This window comes from Synechococcus elongatus PCC 11801 (assembly GCF_003846445.2).
Classification (GTDB): Bacteria; Cyanobacteriota; Cyanobacteriia; order Synechococcales; family Synechococcaceae; genus Synechococcus; species Synechococcus elongatus_A.
Map to the genome: position 1 here is coordinate 1,218,741 of NZ_CP030139.2, position 25,738 is coordinate 1,244,478.

The 25,738-nt window shown below is 55.8% G+C and carries 22 protein-coding genes; 7 read left to right on the forward strand and 15 right to left on the reverse strand.

Features of this window, described 5'->3' with window-relative positions; genetic code table 11:
- Nucleotides 1-142: 142 nt before the first annotated feature.
- Nucleotides 143-2,347, reverse strand: a complete 2,205-nt coding sequence (gene psaB / locus DOP62_RS05810) for a photosystem I core protein PsaB (protein WP_011244355.1) — start codon at nt 2,345-2,347, stop codon at nt 143-145.
- A gap of 19 nt (nt 2,348-2,366) precedes the next feature.
- Nucleotides 2,367-4,658, reverse strand: coding sequence for a photosystem I core protein PsaA (gene psaA, locus DOP62_RS05815; protein WP_208676507.1), 2,292 nt, complete (start codon nt 4,656-4,658; stop codon nt 2,367-2,369).
- Between the two features lie 518 nt (nt 4,659-5,176).
- Between psaA and DOP62_RS05820 the strand changes: the two genes are divergently transcribed.
- Nucleotides 5,177-6,481, forward strand: coding sequence for a hypothetical protein (locus DOP62_RS05820; RefSeq protein ID WP_208676505.1), 1,305 nt, complete (start codon nt 5,177-5,179; stop codon nt 6,479-6,481).
- Here DOP62_RS05820 and DOP62_RS05825 read toward each other — a convergent pair.
- Together DOP62_RS05825 and DOP62_RS05830 are read right to left on the reverse strand one after the other, a co-directional pair.
- Nucleotides 6,478-7,917 (reverse strand): TM0106 family RecB-like putative nuclease, encoded by a 1,440-nt coding sequence (locus DOP62_RS05825; RefSeq protein WP_208676503.1) that lies wholly within the window; start codon nt 7,915-7,917, stop codon nt 6,478-6,480. The genes DOP62_RS05820 and DOP62_RS05825 overlap by 4 nt on opposite strands.
- A gap of 10 nt (nt 7,918-7,927) precedes the next feature.
- Entirely contained in the window at nt 7,928-8,800 is an 873-nt protein-coding gene (locus DOP62_RS05830; protein WP_208676501.1) for an ABC transporter permease, read from the reverse strand.
- Between the two features lie 142 nt (nt 8,801-8,942).
- Between DOP62_RS05830 and DOP62_RS05835 the strand changes: the two genes are divergently transcribed.
- Nucleotides 8,943-10,874, forward strand: a complete 1,932-nt coding sequence (locus DOP62_RS05835) for a S9 family peptidase (RefSeq protein ID WP_208676499.1) — start codon at nt 8,943-8,945, stop codon at nt 10,872-10,874.
- Here the strand turns inward: DOP62_RS05835 and DOP62_RS05840 are convergent.
- On the reverse strand, nt 10,871-11,812 hold the full coding sequence (locus DOP62_RS05840) for a class I SAM-dependent methyltransferase (RefSeq protein WP_208676497.1): 942 nt from the start codon (nt 11,810-11,812) through the stop codon (nt 10,871-10,873). The two genes, DOP62_RS05835 and DOP62_RS05840, sit on opposite strands and share 4 nt — an antisense overlap.
- 101 nt (nt 11,813-11,913) lie before the next feature.
- On the opposite strand from DOP62_RS05840, the gene DOP62_RS05845 reads away from it, so the two are divergent.
- The 3 genes from DOP62_RS05845 (at nt 11,914) to plsY (ending at nt 14,382) form a co-directional block, all read left to right on the forward strand.
- Nucleotides 11,914-13,158, forward strand: a complete 1,245-nt coding sequence (locus DOP62_RS05845; RefSeq protein WP_208676495.1) for an FAD-dependent hydroxylase — start codon at nt 11,914-11,916, stop codon at nt 13,156-13,158.
- A 201-nt stretch (nt 13,159-13,359) separates the two neighbouring features.
- A complete protein-coding gene (locus DOP62_RS05850; protein ID WP_011244347.1) occupies nt 13,360-13,599 on the forward strand; it encodes a DUF2949 domain-containing protein in 240 nt (79 codons plus the stop codon).
- A gap of 138 nt (nt 13,600-13,737) precedes the next feature.
- Nucleotides 13,738-14,382 carry a glycerol-3-phosphate 1-O-acyltransferase PlsY gene (plsY, locus tag DOP62_RS05855; RefSeq protein WP_208676493.1) on the forward strand — a complete coding sequence of 215 codons (645 nt, stop codon included), beginning with the start codon at nt 13,738-13,740 and terminating at the stop codon, nt 14,380-14,382.
- Here the strand turns inward: plsY and proC are convergent.
- The 6 genes from proC to surE all read right to left on the reverse strand — a co-directional run bounded on the left by proC (nt 14,379) and on the right by surE (nt 19,302).
- The gene (gene proC / locus DOP62_RS05860) at nt 14,379-15,173 is read right to left on the reverse strand and encodes a pyrroline-5-carboxylate reductase (protein WP_208676491.1); all 795 of its coding nucleotides are present in this window, start codon (nt 15,171-15,173) and stop codon (nt 14,379-14,381) included. The two genes, plsY and proC, sit on opposite strands and share 4 nt — an antisense overlap.
- 134 nt (nt 15,174-15,307) lie before the next feature.
- Nucleotides 15,308-15,883, reverse strand: coding sequence for a cell division protein SepF (locus DOP62_RS05865; RefSeq protein WP_208676490.1), 576 nt, complete (start codon nt 15,881-15,883; stop codon nt 15,308-15,310).
- Nucleotides 15,884-16,106: 223 nt separating this feature from the next.
- A complete protein-coding gene (locus tag DOP62_RS05870; RefSeq protein ID WP_208676488.1) occupies nt 16,107-16,775 on the reverse strand; it encodes a YggS family pyridoxal phosphate-dependent enzyme in 669 nt (222 codons plus the stop codon).
- A gap of 24 nt (nt 16,776-16,799) precedes the next feature.
- Nucleotides 16,800-17,069: a transcriptional coactivator PipX gene (gene pipX, locus DOP62_RS05875; protein WP_208676486.1), complete on the reverse strand. Its 270-nt coding sequence runs from the start codon at nt 17,067-17,069 to the stop codon at nt 16,800-16,802.
- A 146-nt stretch (nt 17,070-17,215) separates the two neighbouring features.
- Nucleotides 17,216-18,451 (reverse strand): lycopene beta cyclase, encoded by a 1,236-nt coding sequence (gene crtL / locus DOP62_RS05880; protein WP_370538895.1) that lies wholly within the window; start codon nt 18,449-18,451, stop codon nt 17,216-17,218.
- Between the two features lie 74 nt (nt 18,452-18,525).
- Nucleotides 18,526-19,302 (reverse strand): 5'/3'-nucleotidase SurE, encoded by a 777-nt coding sequence (surE, locus tag DOP62_RS05885; RefSeq protein WP_208676484.1) that lies wholly within the window; start codon nt 19,300-19,302, stop codon nt 18,526-18,528.
- Between the two features lie 136 nt (nt 19,303-19,438).
- On the opposite strand from surE, the gene pheS reads away from it, so the two are divergent.
- The gene (gene pheS / locus DOP62_RS05890) at nt 19,439-20,440 is read left to right on the forward strand and encodes a phenylalanine--tRNA ligase subunit alpha (protein WP_208676482.1); all 1,002 of its coding nucleotides are present in this window, start codon (nt 19,439-19,441) and stop codon (nt 20,438-20,440) included.
- Between the two features lie 201 nt (nt 20,441-20,641).
- On the opposite strand, the gene DOP62_RS05895 is transcribed toward pheS, so the two are convergent.
- Entirely contained in the window at nt 20,642-22,066 is a 1,425-nt protein-coding gene (locus tag DOP62_RS05895; RefSeq protein ID WP_208676480.1) for a calcium-binding protein, read from the reverse strand.
- Complete coding sequence (locus DOP62_RS05900; protein ID WP_208676478.1) at nt 22,060-22,401, reverse strand: hypothetical protein; 342 nt, start codon at nt 22,399-22,401, stop codon at nt 22,060-22,062. Before DOP62_RS05900 ends, DOP62_RS05895 begins: the two co-directional genes overlap by 7 nt.
- Nucleotides 22,402-22,757: 356 nt before the next feature.
- Here DOP62_RS05900 and DOP62_RS05905 point away from each other — a divergent pair, with 356 nt between their 5' ends.
- Nucleotides 22,758-23,687: a DUF1853 family protein gene (locus DOP62_RS05905; RefSeq protein WP_261790047.1), complete on the forward strand. Its 930-nt coding sequence runs from the start codon at nt 22,758-22,760 to the stop codon at nt 23,685-23,687.
- Nucleotides 23,688-23,696: 9 nt separating this feature from the next.
- Here the strand turns inward: DOP62_RS05905 and DOP62_RS05910 are convergent, their stop codons facing one another.
- Together DOP62_RS05910 and DOP62_RS05915 are read right to left on the reverse strand one after the other, a co-directional pair.
- Complete coding sequence (locus tag DOP62_RS05910; protein WP_261790046.1) at nt 23,697-24,254, reverse strand: diguanylate cyclase; 558 nt, start codon at nt 24,252-24,254, stop codon at nt 23,697-23,699.
- Between the two features lie 18 nt (nt 24,255-24,272).
- Nucleotides 24,273-25,691, reverse strand: coding sequence for a CBS domain-containing protein (locus tag DOP62_RS05915; protein WP_261790045.1), 1,419 nt, complete (start codon nt 25,689-25,691; stop codon nt 24,273-24,275).
- Nucleotides 25,692-25,738: the final 47 nt, after the last annotated feature.

Below are 25,738 nucleotides of genomic sequence, written 5' to 3' on the forward strand. Positions count from 1 at the left end.
ATCCAGTCTTAGATTTCCCCTCTCTTGTTTTGGGAGGAGGAATATTCAGCGAATCCGAAGACGCAAACCATTTGTTCTCCAACGACAAAACCCCCAACCGAAGTCAGGGGCTTTGCTTTGTTATTGGCCTAGCTGAGCGCTATCAACCGAACTTGCCGGCTGTCGAAGCAATCAAGAAGGCCGCATAGGTTAGGAAGTAACCCACCGTGAAGTGAGCCAGACCCACAACCCGAGCTTGGACGATCGACAGAGCCACCGGCTTGTCTTTCCAGCCAACGATGTTGGCCAGCGGGGTGCGTTGGTGCGCCCAGACGATGGTTTCGATCAGCTCTTGCCAGTAACCCCGCCAAGAGATCAGGAACATGAAGCCAGTTGCCCAGATCAGGTGACCGAAGAGGAACATCCAAGACCAGACAGACAGGTTGTTCGTGCCGAAGGGGTTGTAACCGTTGATCAGCTGCGAGCTGTTCAACCAGAGGTAGTCGCGCAACCAGCCCATCAGGTAGGTGCTGGACTCATTGAACTGAGCCACGTTGCCCTGCCAAACGGTCAGGTTTTTCCAGTGCCAGTAGAAGGTCACCCAGCCAACGGTGTTCAGTGCCCAGAAGACAGCCAGGTAGAAAGCGTCCCACGCCGAGATGTCGCAGGTGCCGCCACGGCCAGGACCGTCGCAAGGGAAGCTGTAACCAAAGTCTTTCTTGTCCGGCATCAGTTTGGAGCCACGGGCATCCAAAGCACCTTTGACCAGGATCAAGGTGGTGGTGTGCAGGCCGAGAGCGATCGCGTGGTGAACCAGGAAATCGCCAGGGCCGATCGGCAGGAAGAGAGCGGTTTTGCCGGAGTTGATAGCATCCAGCCAGTTGGGCAGGTAGGTGCCCAGGCTTGCAGCAGTCGCAGCGCTGTCAGCATTCGCCAGCAGCACGTTGAAGCCGTAGAGCGCTTTACCCGAAGCGGCTTGCACAAATTGTGCGAAGACCGGCTCGATCAGGATTTGTTTTTCGGGGGTACCGAAAGCAACGACGACGTCGTTGTGAACGTAAAGGCCGAGGGTGTGGAAGCCCAGGAAGAGCGAGACCCAGCTCAGGTGGCTGATGATCGCTTCTTTGTGCTCCAGCACGCGAGCCAGCACGTTGTTTTTGTTTGCCTCAGGGTCATAGTCGCGAATCAAGAAGATCGCACCGTGGGCAAACGCACCGCACATGATGAAGGTCGCGATGTACTGGTGGTGGGTGTACAGCGCAGCCATGGTCGTATAGTCCTTCGCGATGAAGGCATACGGAGGCATGGAGTACATGTGTTGAGCCACCAGCGAGGTGACCACACCCAGCGAAGCCAGTGCCAGCGCCAGTTGGAAGTGCAGAGAGTTGTTCAGCGTTTCGTAGAGACCTTTGTGGCCTGCACCCAAACCACCAGCCGGGGGTTTGTGAGCTTCCAGAATCTCTTTGATGCTGTGGCCGATACCAAAGTTGGTCCGGTACATGTGGCCCGCAATGATGAAGATCACTGCGATCGCCAGGTGGTGGTGGGCAATATCCGTCAGCCAGAGCGCTTCCGTTTGCGGATGGAAGCCACCCAGGAAGGTCAGGATTGCGGTACCCGCACCTTCAGCCGTACCAAAGGCATGGCTAGCGGTGTCCGGATTTTCGGCGTAAACGCTCCAGTTGCCAGTGAAGAACGGAGCCAAACCAGCCGGGTGAGGCAGGGTGGACAGGAAGTTATCCCAGCCCACATGTTGGCCACGAGCTTCAGGGATGGCGACGTGCACCAAGTGACCCGTCCAAGCCAGCGAGCTGAAGCCGAACAGACCTGCCAAGTGGTGGTTGAGGCGCGATTCGGCGTTCTTGAACCAGCTGAGGCTGGGGCGGAACTTGGGCTGCAAGTGCAGCCAACCTGCAAACAGGAATAGCGCAGACAGGATCAACAGGAAGATTGAGCCTTGGTAGAGGTCACCATTGGTGCGCATGCCGATGGTGTACCACCAGTGGTAGACGCCTGAATAGGCGACGTTCACCGGAGAAGAAGCACCCGCTTGGGTAAAGGCGTCGATCGCCCCTTGACCAAAGTGGGGATCCCAAATCGCGTGGGCGATCGGGCGAACATGGAGCGGATCTTGGCTCCACTGCTCGAAGTTACCTTGCCAGGCGACATGGAACAGGTTGCCAGACACCCACAAGAAGATGATTGCGAGGTGTCCAAAGTGCGAGGCGAAAATCTTCTGGTAAAGATTTTCCTCGGTCATCCCGTCATGACTTTCAAAGTCATGGGCGGTAGCAATCCCATACCAAATCCGACGTGTTGTCGGATCCTGAGCGAGGTCTTGGCTGAATTTAGGAAACTTGGTTGCCATAAGTCCTAGATGCTCGCTCCTAACCTACTGCAATGATGCGGGCCAGGAAGAAAGACCATGTGGTCACAATTCCACCCAACAGGTAGTGAGCAACGCCCACTGCCCGGCCTTGGATGATGCTGAGCGCACGCGGTTGGATGGCAGGAGCCACTTTGAGCTTGTTGTGAGCCCAGACGATGGACTCGATCAGCTCTTGCCAGTAGCCACGGCCACTGAACAGGAACATCAAGCTAAAGGCCCAGACAAAGTGAGCACCCAAGAACAGCAGGCCATAGGCAGAGGTCGAACTGCCGTAGGAGGTGATGACCTGAGACGCTTGCGCCCACAGGAAGTCACGCAGCCAGCCATTGATCGTTAGGGCACTTTGAGCAAAGTTGCCATTCGCGATGTGCGCCACCGAACCATCCGGCAGCACGGAACCCCAAACATCGGACTGCATTTTCCAGCTGTAGTGGAAAATCACAATCGACAGGGAGTTGTACATCCAGAACAAGCCCAGGAACACGTGGTCCCAACCAGAGACTTGGCAGGTGCCGCCACGGCCAGGGCCGTCGCAGGGGAACCGGAAGCCAAGGTTGGCTTTGTCAGGAACCAGACGCGAGCTCCGAGCGTAGAGAACGCCCTTGAGGAGAATCAGCGCCGTGACGTGAATCGTGAAAGCGTGGATGTGGTGGACCATGAAGTCCGCAGTTCCCAGCACGATCGGGGCAGCAGCGACTTTGCCGCCAACTGCAACCACATCGCCACCAAACACTTGGCTGACCGAAGCCAGGGCATTGGGAGCAGTGTTACCCGGTGCAAGGGCATGAATGTTTTGGATCCACTGCGCAAAGATGGGCTGCAGTTGGATAGCCGAATCCGAGAACATGTCTTGGGGACGGCCTAACGCACGCATCGTGTCGTTGTGGATGTAGAGGCCGAAGCTGTGGAAGCCCAGCCAGATGCACACCCAGTTCAGGTGGCTGATGATCGCATCGCGGTGACGCAGAACGCGATCGAGGAGGTTGTCGACGTTCTTGGCCGGATCGTAGTCACGCACCATGAAGATGGCAGCGTGAGCGCCAGCACCGACGATCAGGAACCCACCAATCCAGATGTGGTGAGTAAACAGCGACAGCATCGTCGGGTAGTCGGTCGCCAAGTACGGATACGGAGGCATCGCGTACATGTGGTGAGCCACGATGATGCTGATCGAACCCAGGATGGCTAGGTTGATCGACAGTTGGGCATGCCAAGAGGTGGTCAGAATCTCATAGAGACCTTTGTGGCCTTGGCCAGTGAAAGGACCTTTGTGAGCTTCCAAGATTTCTTTGAGGCTGTGGCCGATACCCCAGTTCGTGCGGTACATGTGACCCGCAACGATGAAGAGAACGGCGATCGCCAAGTGGTGGTGAGCCGTATCGGTCAGCCAGAGGCCACCGGTCACGGGGTTCAAGCCACCTTTGAAGGTCAGGAAATCTGCGTAGGCTCCCCAGTTGAGCGTGAAGAAGGCTTTCACACCCGCTTCAAAGCCCGGGAAGAGCTGCGAGATCAAGCTGACATCCAAGAACTCGTGCGGCAGCGGAATATCAGCCGCAGAGGCAATGGTTTTGCCGTTGAGCACCAACGGTTCGCCAGCGTCGATCGCGTCCAGCAGTTTGTTGACCGGCAGCGACACGTGGATCTGGTGACCCGCCCAGGACAAGCTGCCCAGACCGAGTAAACCAGCCAAGTGGTGGTTCAACATCGATTCGACGTTTTGGAACCACTCCAGCTTGGGAGCTGCTTTGTGGTAGTGGAACCAGCCAGCAAACAGCATGAGGCCCGCCATCACGAGCGCACCGATCGCCGTGACGTAGAGCTGAAACTCGTTGGTGTAGCCGGAGGCCCGCCAGAGCTGGAACAGACCGGAGGTGATCTGAATGCCATGGAAGCCACCGCCGACATCGCCGTTGAGGATCTCCTGTCCGAAGATCGGCCAAACGACTTGGGCGCTGGGCTTGACGTGGGTTGGATCGGCCAGCCAGCCGCTGAAATTGGAGAAGCGAGCGCCATGGAAGTAAGCGCCGCTCAACCAGATAAAGATCACCGCGAGGTGACCAAAGTGAGCGCTGAAGATTTTCCGCGAAATATCTTCAAGGTCACTGGTATGACTATCGAAATCGTGAGCGTTAGCGTGAAGGTTCCAAATCCAGGTTGTGGTTTTGGGTCCTTTGGCCAGCGTGCGGTCGAAGTGACCCGGCTTGCCCCACTTCTCGAAAGAAGTTGGCACTGGATCTTTATCGACTGACGCCTTCACCTTCGCTTCTCGCTCCGGTGGGCTTATCGTCATTGAGACTCTCCTCTCTTCAGACAGGGTGAGGCCTCCTCCTTCCTCTGAGAGCCACACGATGGCGACCTCAGATTTCTCGGGGCCACCCCCTCGGCAACTCCGAGACTAAACAGCACCATGAACCCGGGTAGCGCAGCGCACTCAGCAAGGGAGTGATGAGCGCCAGGGTTAGGAAGGTCCCGCAATCTCTGAAAACAAAAACAGCGACGCAGGATTCCACACGGGAAGGAGCACTGATGGGAGCATTATAGGGGCGCGTTTTTGGGCCTCCCAAGGGGATTAACAATAATTCAAAGAGCTTTCAGGACAAGGGTTTTGGCCTCCTAAAACGAATGAAAAGCATTCAATTAGCAGCCATTTACTGGGCAATCATTGAGAGATGTAAAGGTTTACTGAATCGTCGCTTCTATGCTGACGAACTGTGCTGGGGGCGATCGCTCGGTGGGGTCAGCGGATGATTTGGAGGAGTGTCCCTCAACGGTGTATCAACAGGACAAGGGGCAAGTGAGAGGCTTGACGTGGATCAACAGGGCATAAAGCGACTCTGGCAAGGGATCGCGGTTTTTCTTCTGGCGATCGCCTTGATCGGTTGTCGTGCGGATCCCAGTGCGTCACTCTTGGATGCCCAGCCGCTGCGAGCCAGTCGTCTCAAAGAAGTTCCACCACCGGCATTAATCGCTGATCTGAGTCGATCGCTGGATCAGTATCAACCGCAGGTCAAAATTCTCAGCCCCAAGCCCGACCAAGTTATCGAGAGCGATCGCGTCGAGGTCAAGCTCCAAGTCCGCGACTATCCGCTCTTTCTGAATGAGCAGTGGCAGATGGGGCCACACCTGCACCTAATTCTCGATAACGAGCCCTATCAAGCGATTTACGACGTCAGCCAACCGATTGAACTGACGGATCTCCAGCCCGGAACCCATACTCTGCGAGTGTTTGCCTCGCGGCCCTGGCATGAGAGCTTCAAGAATGAAGGTGCCTACGCCCAAGTTAGCTTCAGCGTCTTCACCCCTACTGAGAGCGATCGCCCAAACCTCAACCAGCCGTTGTTGACCTACAGTCGTCCCAAGGGCAGCTATGGCGCTGAGCCCGTGATGCTGGACTTTTACCTCACCAATGCGCCGCTCCACAGTCTGGCTCAGGCCGATGACGAGATTGAAGATTGGCAGATCCGCGTCACGGTCAACGGTGAAAGCTTCCGCACAGAAGACTGGCAGCCGATCTATTTAGAAGGGCTGAAGCCCGGCCGCAACTGGGTGAAGCTGGAACTGCTCGATGAGCGGGGGCAACCGCGATCGGGGCCACTCAACACCACCGTGCGCTTGATCGACTATCAGCCCGGCGGTCAGGCCGTACTCGATCGCCTAGTGCGGGGTGAACTCGATCGCCGCGAAATTCTGGGCATTGTCGATCGCAATTACGTGCCGCCAGCACCGGAACCAGAACCTGCAATCGCAGAACCAGAAGAACTTCCTGCTGTTCCCGATCGGGCACCTGAGACAGCGGAGCCAAGCGTTGTTCCCAATCAAGACTCAGAGCCATCGGCTGAAGCCGTGACGGAATCGACGACCGAGCCGGTTGTCGAGGACGCCGCCGCAGATGATTCTGAGACTGCCGCGATCGCCCCCCCTGTGACTGAGGAGGATAGCAGTGACGCCGCAGAAGCTGAACCGATCCAAGTCCCTGAGCCAGCGACTGAGCCAGCAGACCTGTCCGCCGATCGCGAGGCGGTTGACACTGCCCTGCAACGCAATGCAGCAACACCTGAAGCGATCGAAGACTCAGATCAATCCGATGAGGATCTGTTCGACTTCTACGACTAGAACGCGATCTGCTCATCGCCGCAGGTCGCTACTGCAGGCAGCGAGGGCTCATGCAGAAAATCTGCGAGCCAGTCTTTGACGATCGCTGTCGCCTGACAGTCATCTTCGTTGTAGAGCAGGATGCGATCGAGCCAGGTGCGATCGCCCGTTTCCAGCCAGTGGTCGTACCAAAGGATCGCCTGCGAGCCATTGGCCTCGGTATCGCGCCAGTCGAAGCCCAGCCAGCGGGCAATGCTTTTTAGGGCATAGCTCTCGGTGGGTAGCAGAACACTGCGAGTCAGCACCGCATGGATATCGATGAAGCGTTCGAGTACCGGCTCTAGGGCATGAGCAGCGAGGCCATAACGCTGCCCGAGCCGACGCAGGCTGTCCACTTCAAAACTACAGAAGTGGTAGATCGGGGCTTGGGGATGGCGATCGAGCAACATCATTAGTTGCCGCCATGTCTCGCCTTCCTGATCGGGTTGTTCAGCCAATAGCGGCTCAAACTGGGCATGTCCTCGACGGCGATCGCGAATCAGCACTCCGTGGAGATAGCAGAGATCCAGATCGGGCTGAGCTTCGATATCGAAGAAGATCTCGATGGGTGAATCCGGAAAAATGTAGGGCTGGAGAGGTTGCGGCTGTTGATCGAGAAAGACAGCGGCTTGCTGCACTAAACGCTTGGCAAGACTGGGTTCCCAGTCAGCTGCGATCGCTAAACTCTGCGGATCAGCGGTTGCTAAAGCTTCCAGTTGATCCAGCTGGAGATCCCGCAGGATGGCAAATCGGCTAGGCGATACCCCTGGCAGCAGCGAAAGATGAACCTGATCACGGGCGCGATCGCGGCAATCCGTCTGCCAAATGCAGAGGTCGCAACGACTGCGGCTGATGAACAACTCCGGTTCGCGCTGACGAGCGAGGATTTGCCGGCAATCTTCTAAGTGAGTTTGCAGTTGCGATCGCCGCAGATCGAGGTTATAAGGCTTGGGATAGCAGTCGCGGAGCAAAAGCCAGCCTTGTTCCGGCCAAGTGCCTTGAAGACTGGTTAGCAGCTCTGCCTGAAACGCCAGCTGCAGCAGATATTCCGTCTTGGGTTTCTTCGCTAGTTTGACGGCGGCGGGCTGGTAAATCCAATCGCCCCAAATCGACTGACCGGGCTGCCGAATCAGCAAATCAGGATCGGCCCAGTCCGTACCAACTTGGAGATGAGCACCTTCGATGCAGTCGACCCCCTGCGCCATCAGATCAAGGGTCGAGGCAGAGCGATCGATTGGATCAACCGCGATCGCCTGCCATCCCGCCGCCACTTCTCGCCGGCGTTCTAAGGCCAGACGACGCAACCGCTGTAGATAAGCATTGGGAACTTCAGCTTGTTGGCGATCGCCCCAGCGATTCAGATAGAGCCGCCGCGCACAGCGGAGGTAATCGAGTAAATCAGCATCGCCAAGCCCCATAGCCCTTAGCCTAGCGCCGCTGAGGTTGAAGGGTTTCTCCGAGTCCTTCGCCCAGTAGCGAGAGCGCGACCACCAGCAGCGTCATTGCCAGCCCAGGAAAGAGTGCGGTCCACCAAATTCCTGTGGGCAGGGCATCTAAAGCCTGACGCAGGTCATAGCCCCATTCCGGCACTGCCTCCGGTAGACCTAAACCGAGAAACCCCAAACCACCCAGAATCAAGACCGCATCAGCTGCGTTCAAGGTGAAGAGCACCGGCACACTTTGAATGACGTTGGCCACCAAGTACTTGCGCAGGATGTGCGGGGTCGAAGCCCCCAGCGATCGCGCCGCCTCAATATAGGGTTCGCTTTTGACACTCGCAGTCTGGTTGCGCACCACGCGGAAATATTGGGGGACGTAGGCAATGCTGAGTGCGATCGCCGCATTGGGTACGCCACGACCAACCACAAAAGCGAGTGTGATCGACAGCAACAACCCAGGCAGCGTATAGACCACGTCCATTAAGAAAACGAGGGCACGATCGAGCCAACCACCCCAATAACCAGCAATTAACCCTAAGGGCACCCCGATCGCTAGGCTCAAGCTAGTTCCCAGCAAGACCACCTGCAGTGCCACTCGGGTGCCAAACAGGGTGCGGGAAAAGACGTCATACCCCTGACGCGTTGTACCAAACCAGTGCTGCCAAGAAGGAGCGGCATGAATGGGATTGAGCAGCGCTTCTGTCGGATTTTGAATCCAGCCCAAGGACTGCAAGAGCGGTGCTGCGATCGCAATCACAACGTAGATCAGGCTGATGCCCAGTCCCCAGCGCGCCAGTCGTGCCGCAAAGGTCGAGCCACTAAAGCCAGGGAGCCGCAAGCGATCAAGCACTGCAAGTTGCATCCGAGATTCGATCAGCAGTGAAGGGCAGAAAGTGGCCTCATCATCAGCGGAGATGGAGCGGCTGGCAAGTCCCTCTGGAGCGATCGCCCTCGAGTTGGACTCCAGCCAGATGGCAGAGTGGAGAAAGCATGGAGACTCCTGAATGATCACGGCTGCCTACGGTTCTTGGCGATCGCCGATCAGTGCCGACCTGATTGTGCAAGGCAGTGTTGGATTAAGCGGTGTATCGCTAGCAGGAGGCGATCGCTACTGGCTGGAGTCGCGCCCCACGGAACGCGGCCGCACCACCCTGATCCGCCAAAGTTCTGAAGGACAGATTGAAGAACTGACGCCAGCACCTTGGAATGTCCGCACCCGCGCTCATGAGTACGGCGGCGGCGCCTACTGCATCGATCAGGGCGTGGTCTACTTCAGCCATGACAAGGATCAGCGGCTCTACCGCCTCATTCCCGGCCAAGATCCGCAGCCATTAACGCCGGAGCTGCCGCTGAAATTTGCCGATGGGCTGATCGATCGCCAGCGCCACCGCTGGATTGGCGTGCGTGAAGATCACCGTCCCGAGGGTGAAGCGATCGATGCGATCGTGGCGATTCCCCTGACTGGCGAACCCAGTGAAGGACAGGTTCTCGCGATCGGGGCTGACTTCTACGCGTCGCCGCGCCTTAGTAACGATGTACAACGGCTGGCTTGGCTGACTTGGTCACACCCGAATATGCCTTGGGATGGCACTGAGCTCTGGGTGGCAGAGTTCCAAGCCGATGGTTCGCTAGCAACGCCGCAAAAGGTAGCAGGTGGCGATCGCGAGTCGGTGTTTCAGCCGGAATGGCTGCCAGATGGGCGCTTGGGCTTTGTCTCCGATTGCAGCGGTTGGTGGAATCTCTACTGCTGGGATGGTCAAACGACGCAGGCGATCGCGCCTACTGAAGCGGAATTTGGCATGCCCCAGTGGGTATTTGGCATGCGCACTTGGGCACCAATCGATCGCGATCGCTGGCTAGCCGCTTCTACGAAAGCAGGGCACTGGTCGCTCTCGCTGGTGGATCTCGCTACGGGTAGCCTGAAACCGTTTGACCTGCCGTTCACGGACATCTCCGGCTTAGTTGTTGAGGGCGATCGCGCTTTGTTTACTGGAGCCGGTCCCGATCGCCCGGGTGCCGTGGTTGAACTGCAGATCAGCAGTGGCGAGTGGCAGGTACTCAAATCCAGCTCCAGCCTGGATCTTGATCCGCGTTATCTCTCCATTCCCCAAAGCATCGCCTTCCCCAGCGCCAACGGTCGGGTTGCCTACGGTCACTTCTACCCGCCGAGTAATCCCGACTACCAAGCGCCTGCGGACGAGAAGCCACCGCTACTGGTCAAAAGCCACGGTGGCCCAACTGCACAAACCCGCAGTAGCCTCAGCCTCGGCATTCAGTATTGGACGAGTCGCGGTATCGCCGTCCTCGATGTGGATTACGGCGGCAGCACCGGCTATGGCCGCCCCTATCGCGATGCCCTGCAAGGACAGTGGGGCATTGTCGATGTCGAAGACTGTGCCGCGGGTGCCCAATGGCTAGCGGAGCAAGGGCTGGTCGACGGCGATCGCCTCTGCATTGATGGCGGCAGCGCTGGCGGCTACACCACACTCTGCGCCTTGACCTTCACCGATGTTTTCAAAGCGGGAGCTAGCCGCTACGGGATTGGTGACCTTAAAGCCCTCGCCGAAGACACCCACAAGTTTGAGTCCCGCTACCTCGATGGCTTGATTGGCCCTTGGCCGGCAGCGGCGGATCTCTACCGCGAGCGATCGCCGATTCACCACGTTGAGCAACTCAACTGCCCGGTGATCTTCTTCCAAGGGCTGGAGGATAAGGTCGTGCCACCGGCGCAGGCCGAAACGATGGTCGCCGCCCTCAAAGCGAAAGGTCTGCCTGTCGCCTATGTCCCCTTCCCCGAGGAACAGCACGGCTTCCGGCAGGCCGCCAACATCAAGCGATCGCTCGAAGGTGAGCTGTATTTCTACAGCCAAATCTTCGGCTTCAAGCTGGCCGATGAGATTGAGCCTGTGGCGATCGCCAACTGGCCGCCCGCTTAAATCGCTTGGGCAATCAGCGTATGGTGGCGGGGACTATTGCGAACTCGAGTCGGAGCAGTAAACCCCGCCGTCTGAAACACAGCATCCAAGTCCAAGCTGAAATATTCATCGATGTAGGGCTCGGTACTCTTCAGCAGCGTCAGGATGTAGGGCGGCATCTTGGCGAAGACTTCCGACTGCGGATTCATGTCCATCAGGGCAATGTGACCACCGACGGGCAGCAAGCGTCGCGCCTCTTTGAGGATGTCTTGAGCTGCTTGAGCCGGTAGTTCGTGAAAGACCAGGCAGGAAGACACTAAATCAAAACTTTGATCCGGTAGCCCTGTGGCTTCGGCAGCAGCATGGTGCCAAAGCACCGATCGCCCCGCTTGCTCAGACTGATATTTCGCGACGGCAAGGAAGTAGGGCGAGAGATCCAGACCGGCGATCGCGGCTTCGGGGAACGTGTCTTGCAGCGTGAAGGTACTCATGCCGACGCTACAGCCGATATCCAAAATTCGCTGGGGTGCGGTTGGCAATTGCTCTTTCAATACTTGGTGATAGCTGGCGCGCAGTTGTGCATCCCCTTGGGCACCAGCTTCCGGCCAAATGCGGGCATGGACTGAAAGTGCCGCCACTTCAACTTCCATGGCGGGATCCCAGCCCAGGTTGCCTTCGGGATAGGCATGGAAGGGTGCGACGTAATAGCTCGGGTACTGGAGATCAGGATTAGTTAGAGCCTGCAGATCCTGTTCCCAGTCGGGCGAGAACGACTGCTCGCTTTGCCGCTGGCGCAGGGCAGCAGTTCTGGCTGGCCAATCGACACCGATTTGACTGGCACGCTGCACCATCATCGATCGCGCCCGTTTGCGGGCGAGGTCAAACAGCGGCTGGATCTGGAGGATGCCACTGACCAAACGAGAGGCAAGCCCCATCGGTTTTACAGTCGTAGCCGTCATGGAAACGCCCAGAATTCTCTCTGCTTATTATCGCGATCGCCCCCCGCTTTCCTGAGAAGCGTTGAAAATAAAGCTGTCCCCTGCTGGAGTGGTGCCTATCCATGTTGACCGAGGCCAACCCCACCGAGTTTGCTCCTTCGCCTTTACTGACCACCGATGTCGTTGTTGTCGGAGCTGGCATTGTCGGTAGTTTGGTGGCCTATGGCCTAGCCCGCCAAGGGTTGCGGGTTGCCCTCGTGGAAGCTCAACCACCCAATGTCGTCCTCAGCCGCGATCGCGCCTATGCCTTGACCTTGGCTGCTGCCGATTTACTAGAACAGTTGGGGCTGTGGGAAACATTGCTGCCCCGTATTCAACCTTTCCAAGAAATTCAGCTCAGTGATACAGCCCTTCCCAAGTCAGTACGACTATTGCCGAAGGATTTACAGCGATCGCAAAGTCTTGGCTACGTCGCTGAGCATCGGGTTCTGCTCGAGACGCTGTACGAGCAGTTCGCAACGGTCCCGAATTTGACTTGGCTCCCCTCAACACAGCTTCTCGAAGTCAACTTGGGGACCCGCCAAGCCATGCTGTTGCTAGAGCGGGATGGCATTCAACAGCAGTGGCAGAGTCAACTCGTCGTTGCGGCCGATGGCCCCAATTCCCCCCTGCGTGAAGCCTGCGGCATTCGTCGCGATGGCTGGGCCTACTGGCAATCTTGTCTGACGGCAGTGATCAGCTTAGAGCGATCGCACCAAGGCATTGCTCAGGAATGTTTCCGCAAGAGTGGTCCCTTTGCCGTGCTGCCCCTGCCAGGCGATCGCGCCCAGATTGTCTGGACGGCACCCCATGCTCAGGCGCAACAGTTGCGTGATCTTCCCGAGTCAGAGTTTCTCCAGCAACTGCAACAACCCTTTGGCGATCGCTACGGACAACTGCGCTTGCTCAGCGATCGCCGGATCTTTCCGGTGCAGCTGCGTCAAAGCCGTCGCTACGTCCAGCACCGCTTCGCTCTTGTCGGAGATGCAGCCCACTGCTGTCATCCTGTCGGTGGACAGGGGCTGAACCTCGGCATTCAGGATGCGGGCGCCCTGATAGAAACCCTGACGAGCGATCGCCAACGACGCAAAGATTTGGGACGCCTAACGCTCTTGCGGCGCTACGAACGCCGCCGCAAACGCGAAACTTGGCTGATTTTGGGCTTTACCGATCTACTCGATCGCCTCTTTTCCAATCACTTTTGGCCGCTAGTCCAGTTGCGGCGCCTCGGGTTGTGGTCACTGCGCCATATCCCACTGCTACGCAAGCTCGCCCTGCAAATCATGACGGGTCAGTGGGTGCAACCGATTCACCTCAAAAAACCCTAAGCACTTTTGCTCTCTTGTCAAACTCGCCAGGACTGTTAACATCAGCGCACTAAAAGCCGCTGATTGTTGCTTTCGTTTGCGATTCAGCGACCCATCTGTCTAAGCTGCACTACTCTGAATGCACATCGCTTGACTTTTTCTGTCATCGGTGTAACATTTGGGCTCCTAAGCATTCTTCCTCGGTCATCCTCGCAACATCCCATGAGTTTCATCCCCTTCCCGGGCAACGAATCTAGTCTCAATACTCCAATCGCTGCAGCGAAGCCAGAGCTGATTCGTTTCCTGCAGGAAGAGCTGGCATTGCCAGATGCCTCGATTGAGATGGCCGTCCGCCATAGCGAACAAGAGCAAGGCCCCATCCCGATGGTGCTCTGGCGCTACGGTTTGGTGAACCTGCAAGAACTCGAACAGATTTACGACTGGATGGAAGCTGCCGCCTAAGGACAATCGCTCCTTCAACTTTTCCTGCCTGCTGAAGCCGGTTGTCTTGGACAGTCGGCTTTGCTGTTTATAGCCGAGTCCAGCTCCGGAAGCTCACGCCTCGTAATAAGGTAGTGTCCAGACTTCTGACCCAGACCCATGTTGCTCAGTGTTGTCACGATCGCGCTGCTTGCTTACCTCTTGGGCTCATTCCCCGCGGGCTATCTGGCCGGCCGCTGGCTCAAAGGCATTGATATCCGCAAGGAGGGGTCTGGCTCAACTGGCGCTACCAACGTGCTGCGCGTGTTGGGCAAAGGTCCCGCCTTGGTGGTGTTCATTACCGACATTCTCAAGGGTGTCCTCGCAGTCGTTGCAGCACGGGCGATCGCTTCAGCTAATGGTCTGGATCCCATCGCGATCGCTTGGCTAGCCGCCTTTGCTGCGATCATTGCTGTCGTCGGTCATAGCCTGCCCATCTGGCTCAACTTTCGTGGCGGCAAATCCGTCGCCACCAGCCTGGGTGTGCTTCTGGCCTTATCGCCCGTAGTGGGGCTCTCAGGATTTGGGGCCTTCTTACTGCTGCTGGCGCTGTTTCGGATTGTCTCGCTCGGTTCGATCGCCGGAGCGATCACCGTCATTGTTTTGATGCTAGTTCTGCCCGAGCCGCTACCCAACAAGATTCTGGGCATCGCAGCCGGTGTTTACGTCATCTATCGGCATCGCAGCAACCTCGATCGCCTACGGCGGGGCGAAGAACCCCGCATTGGCCAGCGGCTATCGACGAATCGTGAGGCAGGAACCTAGCCCAACTGTTGCGATCGCAGCGCCGCGGCCTTGACTGCTTCAATCAGCGCCGAGCGTAGGCCATGAGATTCGAGTGTCGCCACCCCGGCGATCGTGGTACCGCCGGGGCTACAGACGCGATCCTTGAGTTCACCTGGATGCCAGCCGGTGTCTTGGAGCAGTTCTGCCGTTCCTCGCACCGTTTGAATCGCCAGCTCTGTAGCGATCGCACGCGGCAAGCCGGCAGCTACACCACCATCGCTCAGGGCTTCGATAATCAAGGCGACATAGCCAGGGCCCGACCCCGATAGACCCGTCACAGCATCTAGTTGCGACTCAGGCACGGTGACAACGCGACCCACAGCCGCGAAAAATTCCTGCGCTTGGCTGATCTGATCTGCAGTCACCTGCTGCCCCGCTGCGATCGCAGTCACCCCAGCTCCAACAGTCGCCGGCGTATTGGGCATCGCTCGGATCACTGCTTCACCGGGAAATGCCGCTTCCAGCTTGGCCAAGGGCACCCCCGCCAAAATCGACAAGATCAGGCGATCGCAGCGCAGACTTGCTAAGCCTGACACTGCGGCATCAAACACCTGGGGCTTGATCGCCAGCAATAGCCAATCCGCCTGGGATGCCTCAGCATTTTCGGCAACACACTTCACCCCATAGCGATCGCTCAAAAACTCACGACGAGCGGCAAAGGGTTCACTAACGATCACTGCCGCGGCATCCACCTGACCTTGGGCCAACAGCCGGGCAAGCAGGGCTTCTCCCATCACACCGCCGCCAATGATGCCCAAGCTGCTGATCATGCCGATCCCGACTCAAAAATTCACTTCTGATCCTAGAGCAACGAAAAACCTGCCAAGTGCAATCACTGCGATCGCCCTCGACAGGTACTAGGGGGAGGTGCCGCTTAAGGCGGTGCGGAGAGTCTACTTGTACGCTATTGAGCGGCGTAGCGCGTTTCCGTTGCCCAAGCTGGCGTGGGAGTTGCTGTCCGACCAAAACTCGCCGCGGGCTGAACAGGGGCTGCCACCGGTGTGTCGCTCAGGTACTGCTCACCACCTTGGGTTGTGACGTGAACACAGCTCGGGGTGAAGAGGAAAATGCTTTCGCCAACGCGCTCCTGATGGCCATCAATCGCAAAGGTGCCGCCAGCAACGAAATCAACGGCACGCTGAGCTTGCTCCGGCTCCATCATCGTCAGATTCAAGACGATCGTCTTACGCTCGCGTAGGGCTTGGATAGCTTGGGGCATCTCTTCAAAGGAGCGGGGTTCCATCACCACAACTTCCGAGCTGCTGCTGAGACCAGGCAAGCCAATCACATTGCTGGTAGGGGTGCTGGCGGGCTCTAGAGCGGCCGTGTGGCTGCGCTGTCTCCGGCGGGAACCAGTCTCTGCAGCATCGTTATAGCTGTTGTAAGAGTCCGTACCGACATCATAGGTTTCGTACTCTTCGTCGTACTCCACCGACTCATTGAGACCGACGATATCGCGGATGCGATTTACAAAAGACACGGTCAAGTTCCTCCAAGGACAACGACACCACACTCTTTCCGCCGACCACCAGCGAGGCCGTGTGGCACTGCTTGGGTCTATGGAGACGCAGTAGTAATAGCACAAACAACAAGATTTTGACTGGTCTTATTGAACAAATCTCAGCTTTTTTTTAACAATGGTGCTGAAAGCTGCTTACAACGCGATCGCAGGCTCAATCTGGGAGCTGGATGATCAATTTCAACTACTGGGGCGATCGCGGACCAAAGAGCTGAGTCCCTACCCGAATCCAAGTTGCTCCTTCCGCGACTGCGAGGGGCCAATCATTCGACATTCCCATCGAAAGCTCAGTCAGTTTTAGCTGCGGCGCTTGCTGCTGTAACTCCGACGCCAAGGTGTGCGCTTGGGCAAACAAGGCTTGTGTCTCGGCAGGCGTCAAACCCAGGGGTGGAATGGCCATCAAGCCGCGGATCTGGATGTGCTGCAGTTGGCTGAGTTGACTGAAGTCTGCACGGAGGTCGACGGGGTCCCAACCGGCTTTATTCGGATCCGGCAACAGTTTGACCTGCAAGCAAATCTGGGGCGATCGCCCGAGTTCGCCGGCAATGCGATCGAGTCGCTCAGCCAAAGCCCAGCTATCCACAGAGTGAATCCAATCGAAGTGTTCGACCGCTTTGCGGACTTTATTGCTCTGGAGTGGCCCGATCAGATGCCAAGTCAAATCTGGCAGATCGGTTAGTTCTGCTTGTTTGGCGATCGCTTCTTGAACGCGATTTTCACCAAAGTGCCGTTGCCCCGCTGCATAGGCTTCCCGAATTGCGGTGGCGGGATGGTTTTTACTGACGGCGATGAGCTGGACTGAAGGCGGCAACTGCGATCGGAGACTGGCCAACCGCTCGGCAATTTGGGCCATGCCTGCCTCTGACTCCTTGGCTCGCTACAGAAAAGTTTGCTTAAAGACTTGCTGCAACTGATTGTATTCCTGCAGGCTGGCTTCGCGGCGCAGCTGACGCAGGCGATTGTCAACTAGCATGCGCGCTTCATTGCGTCCGATCGGCTCAAAGCGTGTGCCGCGAGCATCGAAGGCGACTAAGAAAAAGAGGCGCTGAGCATACAGAGTCGCAAAGAGTTCTTTGCTATCCCCAAAGCTGCAGATCTGATAGAGCAATCCGAAGGTGGGATGGTTGAGGTAGTTTTCGGAAGCCATTGCTTGGGGGAAACGATCCTCAAGTTGAAGCGAGACAACTGCTCACTGGGATTCTGTAACAATCACAGCAGCGCTTCAAAAACTTTACGGGATCTTGGCAAAGGCGGCCAGCGTTGCAGGGGCTAAATACAGCCCTTCATCAGCCTTTAGCGAGCTACGACCGCCTGCCAAAACAGTTGGAGTTCCCGTCCTTGCTGACCCATTAGCCCCCAGCGCACATCGTTCGGCGCTTGGGCAAACAAGCCGAGCATGGCTTGAATTAGCTCCGGTAGCGAGAGCGTGTTGGTCAAAAAGCCGTACCACTGCTCCTGCGGCAGACCAAAGAAGGTTTGGAAATGGTGGTTGAGTTGCGTTTCCGAGAAGCGCATCAACTTTTCGAGGCCAAATTGATAGATGTAGTGCTTGCGAATTTTTTCGGTTGGCCAAAGACCTCCCCAAGCCTGTGCTGCCAATTCTGCGGTTGTCAAACTGGGGCTCGCATTGAGTCCGGCCGCGATCGCATTTGCTAGGTCAGGAGCCCGCCGCAGTAACGCCCCGACCATATAGCCAGAAGCTGGATGCACCATGCTGGCCGCCCCACCAAAACCCACCACCGGCTGAGTCAGATCGGGTAGTGGCAAATTCATCGGAAATAGGCAATATTCCTCGTGTTGAATCGCCTGCACCGTCACGCCGCGAGCATTCAGTCGCTGATAGAGCCGCTGTTTGAGACGATCGTAGGGAATAGCTGGGCAAGCCGCTAATGATGTTTCTTCAACGAAGTAGATATCGTTACCGAGATCCATCGCGTAGAGGAAGGTTGGTGGCAGCTGGCGCTCCTCCGGTGAAAGGTGATCGCTGCGGTAGTCCATCAGCACAAACTGCCCGGGTTCAATCGGCGGCTGAGAGAACTGCCCAATGATCCCGTAGGCCGCTTGGTAGGCGATCGCGTCTGACTGAGGACGCTGGATTAAGGCCGCTTGGTGCCCGGTTGTGTCAACTACTAACCGTGCTTGCAGTTCCTGACCTACTTCTGTGGTGACGCAGGAATGGTGCGAGTCGTAGGCGATCGCGGCTGCTTTGCCGAGCTGCCATCGCATTTCGCCTTGCTCACACTGCTGCAACCAGTGCTGTTGCAATTTGGCGCGATCGAAGAGGCCGTAATCGTACTGGTGTCGAACTAAAGCATCACCAAAGTAGCTAACACAGTTCGACCAGCGATGCCCGAATAGGTGCCCTAACCCCAAGCTATCCAGCTCGGGTCCCCAGATACCGTAGGTATTTTCCCAAGGATGGAACGGATAAACGGGGGACAGTCCTTGGACTTTCAAGCCGCGCTGTGCCAGCTCCGCCGCGATCGCCAAGCCCGCTGGCCCCGACCCAATCACTAAGGCATCAAACACGCGATCGCTCTCCCAGCCTTTACTTGCACCGTGATCACCGATTGCGATCCTAGCCCTGCAGGACGCGATCGCCCCTAGCGATTGAGGTGATCGAGCTGGTTGAGGCTGGCGTAGTGTGTCAAGTCGTACTGCAGCGGCGTCACCGTCACATAGTTGCGGCGGATCGCATCGACGTCGCTCCAGTGGCTATCAGCCGGTTCCTGCGGCTCACTTTCTTCCACAACTTCGCCTGCGAGCCAGAAGTAGGGCTTACCGCGTGGATCAACCCGCTGATCGAATAGATCGACATAGCGGCGAATGCCTTGGCGCGTCAAACGAATGCCTGCGATCTCTTCCTTCGGTACGGGCGGAATGTTGACGCTCAGCAGCACTTTCGGTGAACTGGGGTGCGGCAAGCGCTCCAGTAACTCCACAGCAATTTCAGCAGCCGGTTCAAAATCACGTGCTGTGAAGCTCGCCAGGCTCAGAGCAATGCTGGGAATCCCTTCAATCACCCCTTCCATCGCTGCCGAGACAGTGCCCGAGTAAAGCACGTCGGTGCCCAGATTCGGACCGTGATTGATGCCGGAGAGAACAAATTCGGGGAGTTCCGGTAAAAGCGTACCGAGCGCTAGTTTGACGCAATCTGAAGGCGTCCCGGAGCAAGCCCAGACCTGCACAGCCGGATCAAAAAGTCCTTCAATCCGCTCAGCCCGAATCGGTTTGTGTAACGTCAGGCCGTGACCCGTGGCCGATCGCTCGCGATCGGGACAGACAACCGTGACCTCATGGCCTGCCTGCGCGAGGCGGTTGGCGAGGGTTTGGATGCCGAGGGCGAATACGCCATCGTCGTTGCTGATCAGAAGTCGCATACCGAATTGCTGGGCCTGCCCTGACTACCCTAGCCGGATTCTGCGCCCAAAACGGGTTGGGTGGCCGACACCGGCGCGATCGCACGACTGGTAATCTGGACTTTGATGGCTCCGCCGCCCTTTTTGCTTGAATCCTATGCTCAGTCAGCTCAGCGAGCTTGAGGCTCAACTCGAAGCTCTGCAAACCCGTGCCCTCGAGGCGATCGCTGCAGCGAGCGATCGTGAAGCCTTGGAGCAACTGCGCATCGCCTTTTTGGGTAAAAAAGGAGAACTTTCAGCCATCCTCGGCGCGATGGGCAAACTGGATGCCAGCGATCGCCCCCGCATTGGTGGCCTAGCCAACACTGTCAAAGCGCACATCACAACCGATTTGGATCAGCGGCGCGAAGCCCTCGGTAAAGCAGAACTGGAAGCACGACTGATTGCAGAAGCGATCGATGTGACCATGCCGGGGCACTACCGCCCGCAGGGTCGCATTCATCCGCTGCAAAGCACGATCGATCGCATTCTCGACATCCTGGTCGGCCTCGGCTATCAGGTGGCTGAAGGCCCAGAGATGGAGTCGGATTATTACAACTTCGAAGCCCTGAACATGCCCGCTGATCACCCAGCGCGGGACATGCAGGACACCTTCTACCTGACTGACGGCAACCTGTTGCGGACGCATACTTCTTCCGTGCAGATTCGCCACATGGAAGAGCAGGAGCCGCCAATTCGGGTCGTCGCTCCAGGCCGCGTCTATCGCCGCGATGCCGTTGATGCGACTCACTCGGCAGTCTTCCATCAGGTGGAATTGCTAGCTGTGGATGAGGGTTTGACATTCACGGACCTGAAGGGCACTGTCAAAACCCTAATTCAGGCATTGTTTGGCGATTTACCGATTCGCTTCCGCGCCAGCTTCTTCCCCTTCACCGAACCGTCAGCTGAAGTCGATGTGCTCTGGCAAGGCAAATGGCTAGAAGTCTTAGGCTGCGGCATGGTCGATCCCAATGTTCTCAAAGCCGTGGGCTGCGATCCGGAAACCTACAGCGGCTTTGCAGCCGGTTTTGGCGTGGAGCGCTTCGCGATGGTGCTGCACGGTATGGATGATATCCGCCGTCTCTACGCCAGTGATCTCCGCTTCCTCAAGCAGTTCTAATGCACACTAAAACCACAAGAGATTCGGAGGACTTCACTGGTTTTTGTGGAGCCCTTGTTATTGATTAGATTTTGCTGGACTTCTAATTACAACCGAAATCACTCAAGAGATTTAAGGGTCGATCGCATCAAACAAGCCAGACCCTCAATCATTAAGGTCTGGCTGACGAGTTGAAGGATGTGACTGAAGAAGCCGTGAAGACTAGCCTAGGAAAGTAATGTCACTGGCAGTTAAAGCAGCTCCTCCTTCAAGGACTGCAAAGACTCCGCCTTCGCCAAAGCCTGCAGCCGCACCATTCTGGTTAAAAAAGAGAGAGCCATTCCGTTGGTCATAGACAAACAGGTTGTTGCTCTCTAATGCTTGTGCTAAGACTGCATCACTGTTGACAGTTTGAAAGCTCAGCACCGTATTCGCTGCCAAATCAAAAGCGGCTCGAGAGATTTCAAGGCGATCGCCTGCCAAGCGGTTGAAATCGGTGATGCGATCGGCCTGATTCAGACCGAATTCAGGAGTTGTAAACCGAAAGCGATCGCTGCCATTGCCACCCGTCAAAATATCGCGACCTTGACGGCCATCTAGCAAATCATTGCTGGTGCTACCTGTCAGGACATCATTCCCAGCAGTACCGATCAAAGTCTGACCCGATTGAGTCGGTGCACCAGACAGATTGGGCGCTGATTGAGCACCACCGATCGCTTGACCCGGATCATTCAGAAAGCGAGAGTCGCCAGCAGGATTACTGCCCCCATCGCCAGGATTAATCACACCTGCGCCATTACTGTTACCAAAGGTGTCGAGGCCTTTGTTGCCGCCGCTGACATTCTCACCATTCAAGCCGGTGGGCTGACCAAATAGATTTTTGCCGAGTTGTGATTGAGAATTAACCGCGATCGCACCACCTTGAAATACCCCACCAATTCCACCATCATCGACTGGCATGGCATCTCCACTTCCACCTTGCCCGACAGGTTTTCCTAAATTCACTTGAGCGAGCTGATCCAGAATAGCTTCGCTAATAATATTGACGATTTTTCCCTGCATTTCTGGGTCTGGAATCTTGATAGCAGATCCTGTAGCAGTACCTTCAACTGGTGTTCCGTACGTCTCAGTTAGTCTTACAACAGCGTGAGCATAAGCACCATATCCTCCTAAAACTGCGCCTGCTGCAAGTAAAAGAGGTGCGGATACTCCAGCTAATGCAGCTACACCTGCTGCCGCTCCAAGGCCAGTAGCAGCAACCATTACATCGTTAGCAAAATCTTTGACGAACTGAGTTTCCTGAGGATCGTAATCTATTGCGATAAGACTAGCTTTATTAAAGTCTTCAAGTGTTTTAACTCCTGCACTAGCTGACGTACCTAGTAGCCCACTGACGCCATTGTTTTGAAAAACATCCATGGGATTGCTGCTAATGGGTGATTTTCCACCTGCTGTTGCTACTACTCCAAGAGCTGAGGAACCTCCTGAGGAAGTACCAATTGAACCTGCATAACTAGGATTTGCATCAGTAGATACTGATACAAATTTTGGTAAATTAGCAAAGCCTTGATTAAATTCAGGAGAATTGATAATCCTTGTCAAATTCTCTAAAGAGACACCTGTTTTGGTGGCAACTTCTTCTAGCACAGATTGCCAAATATTTGCACCTGTTTCTTTGCCAAAGAGTGCTTCAAAAAGCTCTCAACAGTGAATCCAGTGCCAAAAATAGTTCCATTGTTTTTCTGTCCACCGGGTGTGGTTTGAATGGCTCCCTCGATATCTTTGGTCGGTGCTTTGAAGTCAGGGATTGGGCCCGCAAATCCAGAAGGTGGGTTGAGCTTATTCGTATATTCTGGCGTAACTGCAATCTGAGCAGCAGCTTGTTCCTTAACAGACTCAGGAATGGCTTGGCTAACGGTCGTTTTTTGAGTGATTTGAAGGGAGTCGTTTAGGAGAGTCATGAGCTGTTCTTCTGAGAACACTTTCACTCTCCTCCGATCGCTGATTTGGAGCTTTGTAGCAGCTCACAAGCAACTGTGAGATTGATCACACGCAGCAGCTTTACTCTGGTTCAGCTCGTTTCCATATCCGATCGCCTGCAAATCAGGTCACAATTCAGCAGTACTGATCACCAGCGATCGCTTGCGTTGTCGTCTGCTTCTGGGTAATCAAACAACAGTCCTCTGTCTCACGCTGGGTTTGAGGTGATTGGAAACCATCCATGAGGATGACGCACTCTCACAATGAGGCAGTTCTCCTGCTTGCACCAAGCAGACAGAAGGTAGAGGGTGAAAGAGACTAAGGTCTCAACAGTGCCTGCATCGTTCTTGCTGTTCTGATGGCTGCTCAGTCTCTCACTTGGCCGCGTGAGTTGGCAGATGTGCTGTGGCTATTGCAAAGTCCAGCATTGATTCGCCGCGATCGCTATCCCTTGGTGGGGGATGCTCGACTACACCTTGCAGGACAACAGTTACAAGCCCAATGGCAAGACCAAGATCGCGATCGCCTTGCGGCCGAAGCCGCAGAGTGGGTGACGGCACAGCCCCGTACCTACAAGTTGGGGATCCGTGCGGAAGCATTGCTGGTCTGGGCACTCCGGCAGCTTCCACGCTTTCGACTGTTAGCCTCTCAGCTTCAACTCCGCGATGGCTCGACCTGCTTAGGAGAATTGGATTTCCTGATTGAGGATCGCGTTTTGCAACGCTACGAGCATTGGGAACTCGCACTCAAGTTTTTTGGCTGGAGCGGTGCTGCTTGGGTTGGCCCAGATAGCAAGGATCTGCTGACTCAAAAACTGCAGCGTATGCAAGGACGACAGTTGGCCCTGAGTCAAACAAACGCTTTTCAAGATTGGCTCGAGCAACAGGCTCCCGAAGCCAAGCGATCGCCTTGGCAACGCCGTCTTCTCTCTCGCGGATTTGCCTTTGTACCTTGGGGAAAAGCACTGCCTACCGATCAAGCAGAAGTTTCACGCCACGCACAACAAGGCTGGCTTCTCCATCGAGATCGCCTGCCCTCCGCTGCGGAGTTCCCGTCCATTCATCGTTGGGCGAGTTTGCCCCGTGATCTCTGGATGTCGCGCTACGTCCACGATCGCGATCGGGCAGGGATTGTGGCGGAAGCCCGTAGCTTGCTGGAACTTGCAGCGATCGCCCCCCAAGATACTGCCCAATTCGTGGTGGGTTGCAATGCTCAGGGTATAGAAATCAGTCGGGGCTTTTTGGTCCATCCAGACTGGCCACAAATGGCGAACCACCCCCCCACTTAAGCGATCGCTTCAAGAAGTTGCGAGAGACGGAATCTCTGCCAAACAGACGCGATCACGACCTGACTCCTTGGCACGATACAAAGCTTGATCAGCGGCAGCAACCAAGAGATCTGGTGACTGCTGAGGATCGGGAATCCAGGCAGTGGCTCCCAAACTTAGACTGACCCAAGGGCGAACTCGCGAGCCTTGATGGGGTATTTTCAATTGCTCAACGGCAGAACGCATGGCTTCCGCCAGATGCAAGACCCCTTGAGCGGGCGTATTGGGTAGAAGCGCAACAAATTCTTCTCCGCCATAGCGAGCAATCAAGTCTGCTGGACGCGCAACAACCTTCTGAAGTGCTGTCGCCACTGCCTTGAGGCAGTCATCGCCAGCTTGGTGGCCATAGGTATCGTTAAATTGCTTAAAAAAGTCTACGTCAATCAGGATTAAACCCAAGGCTTGTTGATCGCGGAGTGCACGGTTCCACTCTGTCACCAAGGACTGATCAAAACAGCGGCGATTCGCTAACCCGGTTAAACCATCCGACTGAGCAAGGCGCAAGAGCTGTTGATTGGCTGCTGCCAATTGAGCATAGAGATGGGCCTATTGAATGGCAATTCCCACTTGGGTTGCTAACTGCTTAAGCAGATCAATTTCTAGCTTTTCCCAACGGCGCGGCTCTGAATTTTGACCAACAATGAGGAGTCCCCAGAGGATATCTTGAGCAAAAATGGGGGCAACAAGGCTGGCGCGTAATTGTAAGCGTTTGAGAAGAAGCACATTGGGAATTTCGATTCCCTCGGCTTGTAAATCAGGAATCGAGTGAATGCGGTCGCGAGAGTAAAAAGTTGGATCAATGGCTTGCAAAATTCCTTCAAGGGCAGAATTACCTTGGATTGAGGCTTGATTAATATCCGTAGACTCTGCAGCGATCGCGCCAACCTGTTCCGGTTGAAATTGATAAATGAGAACCCGTTCAGCTTTTAGAAACTGCCGAACCTCCGAAACCGTCGTCGCTAGAATCTCATCGAGCTGCAGCGACTCACGAATTCGCTGAGCCGTGCGATTGACCAATCGTTCCCGATAGATTTGCTGTTGAAGCGCCGCTTTCGCCCGCTTACGTTCAAGGGCTTTACGCTCAAGCTTTTCATTGGCAGCATCAAGGGCTTCTGTTCGCTCACCAACCATCTGCTGCAAGGTTTCAATGGTCAGTGTTGCCTCAAAGGGATCAATCATTTGAATCAGGCTGGTCTGCGTGAGCAGGCCAATCATGATGCCCCGATCATCAACCACTAGCAAGCGCCGAATTTGTCGGCTACGCATGCGTTGATTAGCTTGCCAAAGCGTGTCATCAGCTTGGATGCAGACAGGCGGAGCTCCCATAAAATCGGCAGCGGTTGTCTGATGTAAATCAGCTCTCTGAACTTGTAGATGCAAGATATCGCGCTCGGTCACCAATCCAATAGGTTTTGGATAGCCTGACCGATCCTGTTCCGTGATCACAACACAACTAATTTGGCGATCGTTCATCAACTTCGCTAAAGCTAAAGCTGATTGATAGCGATCAGCACAGATCACCGACCGTACCATCACCTCCGACACGCGCCGAAGTCGCAACAAATCAATCGGTTTCAGCAGTCGTCGAATGCCCTCATAGGTCATCACACCAGCAACTTGACCTGTTGCTGTAACCACAGGTAGATGTCGAACGTTGTATTGCCGAAACAGATTCAGCGTGCTGATTACATCGTTCGTTCCCGCTTCGGAAATCGTGAGCACGGAAGAGGTTGCCACATCAGCAATACAGGTTGAGGCGAGCGCTCTTTTAGCAGCAGTGAGACGGACTACATCTCGCTCCGTAAAGATACCCACCAGTTTTTGGGGTGGTTCCACTAGCAGCACATATGTCGATCGCTGCTGCTCCATCAGAGCCAAAGCATCGGCAATGGGCAGAGTTGGCAAAACCGTGAGTGGTTGCCGATCGATGGCTTTTTCAATCGCGAACATCGAGACCGTTGCCATCTAATGATTCCTCAACCCAAATACCGTTTACTGGAGACTGAGATAGA